Annotated in this window: 5 protein-coding genes; 2 read left to right on the top strand and 3 right to left on the bottom strand. The window is 72.3% G+C overall.

What is annotated here, in order from left to right:
• Positions 1–113 precede the first annotated feature (113 nt).
• Complete coding sequence (locus ESO86_RS10660; protein ID WP_129234873.1) at positions 114–1,514, top strand: FAD-binding oxidoreductase; 1,401 nt, start codon at positions 114–116, stop codon at positions 1,512–1,514.
• Positions 1,515–1,538: 24 nt separating this feature from the next.
• Here ESO86_RS10660 and ESO86_RS10665 read toward each other — a convergent pair whose 3' ends face one another.
• Complete coding sequence (locus ESO86_RS10665) at positions 1,539–2,360, bottom strand: alpha/beta fold hydrolase (RefSeq protein ID WP_242492321.1); 822 nt, start codon at positions 2,358–2,360, stop codon at positions 1,539–1,541.
• A 196-nt stretch (positions 2,361–2,556) separates the two neighbouring features.
• Between ESO86_RS10665 and ESO86_RS10670 the strand changes: the two genes are divergently transcribed.
• Positions 2,557–3,024, top strand: coding sequence for a hypothetical protein (locus ESO86_RS10670; RefSeq protein WP_129234875.1), 468 nt, complete (start codon positions 2,557–2,559; stop codon positions 3,022–3,024).
• On the opposite strand, the gene ESO86_RS10675 is transcribed toward ESO86_RS10670, so the two are convergent.
• A complete protein-coding gene (locus ESO86_RS10675) occupies positions 2,993–3,652 on the bottom strand; it encodes an SDR family NAD(P)-dependent oxidoreductase (protein ID WP_129234876.1) in 660 nt (219 codons plus the stop codon). The genes ESO86_RS10670 and ESO86_RS10675 overlap by 32 nt on opposite strands.
• Positions 3,653–3,758: 106 nt before the next feature.
• Positions 3,759–5,222 (bottom strand): DUF6421 family protein, encoded by a 1,464-nt coding sequence (locus tag ESO86_RS10680; protein ID WP_129234877.1) that lies wholly within the window; start codon positions 5,220–5,222, stop codon positions 3,759–3,761.
• Positions 5,223–5,533: the final 311 nt, after the last annotated feature.

Below are 5,533 nucleotides of genomic sequence, written 5' to 3' on the forward strand. Positions count from 1 at the left end.
CCGGCGCGCGGCGAGGGCGACACCGGCGACGGTCCGGCGACGGATGCCACATTGCCGCCCACGACCTGACCCGACCCGATCCGACCCGTCGTCGCCCCGAGGAGCCCAGCTCGATGCCCCATCCGAACGCGTCGCCCGCCGACGCCGTCGCCCGCCTCCGACGCGACCTCGCGCCCGACCGCGTCCTCGTCGAGCCGTCCGACCTCGCGCGCTACGCGCACGACGACGCCGAGTGGGCCGACTTCACCGACCCCGTCGCCGTGGTGCTCGCGGAGTCCGTCGACGACGTCGTCGCTGCGGTGCGCGCGGCCGCGGCATCCGGCCTGCACGTCGTCGCGCGGGGTGCCGGCACGGGGCTCTCGGGCGGAGCGAACGCGATGGCGGGCTCGATCGTCGTGTCCCTCGAGCGGATGACCCGCATCCTCGAGGTCGACGCGGACGAGCGGCTCGTGGTCGCCGAGGCCGGGGTGCTCAACGACGACCTGCGGCAGGCGGTCGCCGCGCACGGGCTCTGGTATCCGCCCGACCCGGCGAGCTACCGGATCTCGACGATCGGCGGCAACGCCGCCACGAACGCGGGCGGCATCTGCTGCGTGAAGTACGGCGTGACGCGCGACTACGTGCTCGGCATGACGGTCGTCCTGGCCGACGGCGAGGTCGTGCGCCTCGGCCGCCGGACGGCGAAGGGGGTGACCGGCTACGACCTCACGGCGCTCATGGTCGGATCGGAGGGCACGCTCGGGATCATCGTGGAGCTCACGCTGAAGCTCCTGCCGCTCGGCGGCCGCGAGGACCGTGCGATCGTCGGCTCCTTCGACTCGCTCGAGGCGGCCGGCGAGGCGGTCGCGGCCATCTCCGCCGCGGGCATCGTGCCGTCGGCGCTCGAGCTCATCGACCGCACCTGCATCGAGGCGGTCGACGCCTGGCAGTCCCTCGGCCTGCCGCACGGGGTCGAGGCCATGCTGCTCGCCCGGGTCGACGAGGTCGGCGCGGCCGGCGCGGCCCTCGCCGGTGCGATGGCCGAGCGGATGTCGCGTGCCGGCGCGCTGACGGTCGAGCAGGGCGCATCGACCGAGGAGGCGGACCGGCTCTTCCTGGCGCGGAGGCTCGCGTACCCCTCGCTGGAACGGCTCGGCCCGGTGCTCACCGAGGACATCTGCGTGCCGCGCGCGCGTGTGCCCGAGATGCTGACGCGGATCCAGGCGAGCGCACGCGACCACGACGTCGTCATCGCGAACATCGCCCACGCGGGCGACGGGAACCTGCACCCGCTGATCATCGCGCCCGAGGGCGACGACGCCGCGAAGGCGCGGGCGAAGCTCGCGTTCGACCGCATCGTCGACGACTGCCGTGCCCTCGGCGGCACCGTCACGGGCGAGCACGGCGTGGGACTGCTGAAGCTGCCGGGTGCCGCCCGCGAGCTCAGCCCGCGGGTGGTGGAGCTCCACCGTGCGATCAAGCTGGCGCTCGACCCGGACGGGGTGCTGAACCCGGGCAAGGCGTTCCCGGCGTGAGCCGGCACGGCGTGAGCCGGCGTCCTAGACGGCGACCTCGCGCTGCAACCGGTCGAGCAGGATCCGATTGAACAGGAGCGGCTGCTCGATGTTCGCAGCGTGCCCGTCGCGCGGGATCACGATCGAGTCCGCCAGCGGGTTGAGCGCGGCCGCGGCCGCGGCGTGCTCGGCCGGCCAGAACTCGCTCTCCGCGCCGGCCACGAAGAGGACCGGGACGTCGCACTCGGCCACGACCGGCCGCCAGTCGCGCTTCGCGTGATCGTTCAGGAGCGCGAGCTGCGCGTCCGAGAACGCGGGCGCGCCGCCGCGGGGCACCTCGAGCGAGGTCAGCAGGCGAGCGATGCGCACCAGGCCCTTCGACTTCGCCGGGAAGCGCCCGGGGTCGGGGATGCCGGTCGCGAAGAGGGTGTCGCGGTTGCCGGCGTCGTAGTCGTAGAACCCGTGGGGCCAGTCGTCGGTGTTCAGCATGCAGGGCGTCTGGTCGACGATCACGACGTCGCGGAGGCGTGCGGTGCCGTGCTCGGCGACGAACGCCCAGATCGCGTCGCCGCCCATCGACTGGCCGACCAGGGTGACGTCCGTGAGGTCGAGCGCGTCGAGCAGGTCGCGGATGTCGCCGCCGTGCCGCTCCATGCCGGGTTCGCCGTCGCCGGGCTCCGACCTGCCGTGCCCGCGACGGTCGAGCGCGAGGACGCGGTACCCGGCGCGGGCCAGGGGCTTCACCTGGTACCGCCAGCTCGTCGCCGGTGCCGTGAAGCCGGCGATCAGCACCACCGGCCGCCCGCCCGGATCGCCGTACTCGAGGTAGTTCAGCCGGGTGCCGTCGGATGCGATGAGGTCGACCACGCTCCACCCCCTTCCGGGTCGTGTGGATGCACACCCTATCGGGGCGCGACGGATCCGGCGAGCGGGGCGGTCTCGCGCGCGGCGGGCCCGCCTCCGCGCGCTCGTCGACGATCCACAGCCTGCGCATAACCGCCGGCCGTATGGTCGGTCGGGTCCGAACCGACGCGTCGCGTCGCCCGAAGAATCCGAGGTCTCCATGCCCGCACCCCGCCGCTCCATCTCCCTCGCCGCACTCGTCATCCCGCCGGGCCTGCTCGTCGCGTCGGTCGTCGTGCTCGTGATCGGCATCGCGATGACGATCGCGGAGAACGAGGCGCTCGTCGCCGCGCTGAACAGCCCGGAGGGCACGGCCGCGGCCGTCTACGGCGGGCAGTCGCGCGTCGTGGTCGCTGCAGCGGTCCTCACGGCCGGGATCCTCGCCGTCATCGTCTCGCTCGCGACGATCGCGATCACGGGCACCATCCGTGCGTTCGCACCGCGGTTCGAGACGGCCGCGTCGGTCACGACCGACGCGGACGACGTCGAGGACTTCGGCGACCTGGACGACCTCGACGAGATGCGAGGCGTCGACGACGAGGCGGATTCCGCGCGCGACGAGTCGGTCGCCGAGCCCGTCGAGGACCGCCGGGACGTCACGCCTGGAGCGTCGTCACCCGCCCGTTGAGGTCGGAGGCGGAGGCATCCGTCGACCACAGCGCCACGATCTCGTCGGCGAGCCGCTGCTCGAGGCCGGCGAGCGCCTTCACCCGGAAGGTGACCGCCGCGCCGGGCGAGCCCGCCTTCGCGAAGCCGTCGGCGAGCGAGCGCATCCACGACTCGCTCGCGGCCTTGATCGCCGTGTAGTTCGCGCCGCCCGCGGTCGGCTTCTCGACCGTCGTCGACGAGACGATCGCGACGCGCCCGGCGTCGGAGCCCACGAGGTCGTCCCAGAAGACGCGGCTGGCGTACCGCAGCGCGGTGAGCGAGCGCTCCAGCAGGCGGTAGTCCTCCTCGGTCTGACCGGGGATTCCTCCTCCGCCGCGCCATCCGCCGACGAGGTGGACGACGCCATCGACGTCGCCGAGCCTCGCGTGGACGCGCATCGCGAGCTCGAGCACGTCGTCGCCGTCGGTGAGGTCCGCGCGCTCGCCGAGGACCCCGGGGATCTCGACCTCGAGTTCGTCGAGTCGGCCCTGGTGGGAGCCGACGGCGACGACCTTCGCGCCGTTCTCGACTAGGGTGCGCGCGACGGCGCGACCGGAGGCGCTCGTCGCGCCGGCGATGACGACGACCTTGTCCTGCAGGGTGTTCACGGTAGGGGATCCTCTCATGCCGAGAGCCACCCCGGAGAACCGGCTGATCTCCAGGCCGGTCGTCCGGGGTGGCTCGGCGTGCCTCCGGGGGCGAGGCGGTCGCGTGTCAGGCGTCGGCGCCGGTGATGCCGACCGTCGACTCGATGACGGGCTTCATCTTCCTGTCGAGGGCCTCGAAGAACATCGACAGGGGGAACTCGTCGTCCATCACGAGGTCCGTGTAGCCCTTCGGCGGGCCGGCGAGCACCTCGCGGGGCAGGCCCTCGGCCCAGACCGATGCCGGGTTCGGCGTGAGGACCCCGCGGACGAGCTCGTACGCGGCGAGCCAGTGCGCGGTCTTCGGACGGTCGATCGACTTCCAGTACAGCTCGTCGATCGCGTCGCCGAGCTCGACGACCGCGTCGGGGACCGCGTCCCAGTCGAACGTGAGCTTCACGTCGGTCCAGTCGAGCACGTGCTTCTGGTGCAGCCACGCGAACAGCAGCTGGCCGCCGAGCCCGTCGTAGTTGCGCACGCGCGACCCCGTGATCGCGAACCGGAAGATCCGGTCGAAGATCACCGCGTACTGCACGAGCTTCGCGTGCTCGAGCAGCCGGGTGTCGACGGCGTCGAGCTCATCGCCCTCCGCCACGCGCGCACGCAGCCCCCGCTCGATCTTCACCGACTCGCGGAACGCGGTCAGGTCGCAGCGGAGTTCCTCCAGCGAGTAGAGGAAGAACGGCATGCGCTGCTTGATCATGAACGGGTCGAACGGCAGGTCGCCGCGCATGTGCGTGCGGTCGTGGATGATGTCCCACATCACGAACGTGCGCTCCGCGAGGTCCTGGTCGTCGAGCAGGCTCGCCGCGTCATCCGGCAGTTCGAGCTTGGTGATCTCGGATGCCGCGCGCACGACCCGGCGGTAGCGGGCGGCCTCCCGGTCCTGGAAGATCGCACCCCACGTGAACGGCGGGATCTCGCGCATCGCGACCGTCTCGGGGAACAGCACGGCCGAGTTGGTGTCGTAGCCGGGGGTGAAGTCGACGAGGCGGAGGCTCACGAAGAGCTTGTTGCCGTAGTCGCCGGCCTCGAGGTGCGCGATGAACTCGGGCCAGATCGTCTCGACGACCAGCGCCTCGACGTGCCGGTCCTGCGAACCGTTCTGCGTGTACATCGGGAACACGACGAGGTGGCGGATGCCGTCGACGCGGTGCAGCTGCGGCTGGAACTCCACGAGCGAGTCGAGGAAGTCGGGCACGCCGAGCCCCTGCGACTGCCAGGTGCGGAAGTCGGCCTGGAGCGCCTCGAGGTAGCTCGCCTCGTGGGGGAAGCGGGGCGCGAGGGCGGCGACCGACTCGACGATGGCGTCGACGAGGGCGGATGCCTCCGGCCGGTCGGACTCCTCGGCGACCGAGCCGTCCTTGACCTGGAGCGCCTGCAGCCGCGTGGCCGACGCCTTCAGGCGCACCCAGGCGGGGTCGGACTCGACGCCGTCGGCGAGCGCGATGAGCTCGGGCGTGATGTCGATGCGGGCCGCGTCCTCGAGGACCTCGGGTTCGCCAACGATCGTCTCAATGGTGCTCTGTGACATCGGAAACCTCCGTTCCTCATGGGTCGGGCCGCTCGACGCGGCATCCTGCGGCGCGGCGAATCCGCGCCCAGTCCAAGGCTACGTTCGCGGCCTCCGCGATTGATTGCGGTCGGGCGCGGGAATGTTGCGTGGAACCGTGTTTCGACGCGCGCTTCCTGCGACACGCGACGGTCGCACGAGGTCTCATCCGGAGGGCGGCCGGGCGCGGCGTCGGCGCCCCGGGTCGCGCGTAGCCTGAAGGCATGGGGGCGGCGACGGAGCGACGCCGACGGACGCGGGCCGCGTTCGCGATCGCCGCCGCGACCGCGATC

This window comes from Agromyces binzhouensis (assembly GCF_004135055.1).
Lineage (GTDB): Bacteria > Actinomycetota > Actinomycetes > Actinomycetales > Microbacteriaceae > Agromyces > Agromyces binzhouensis.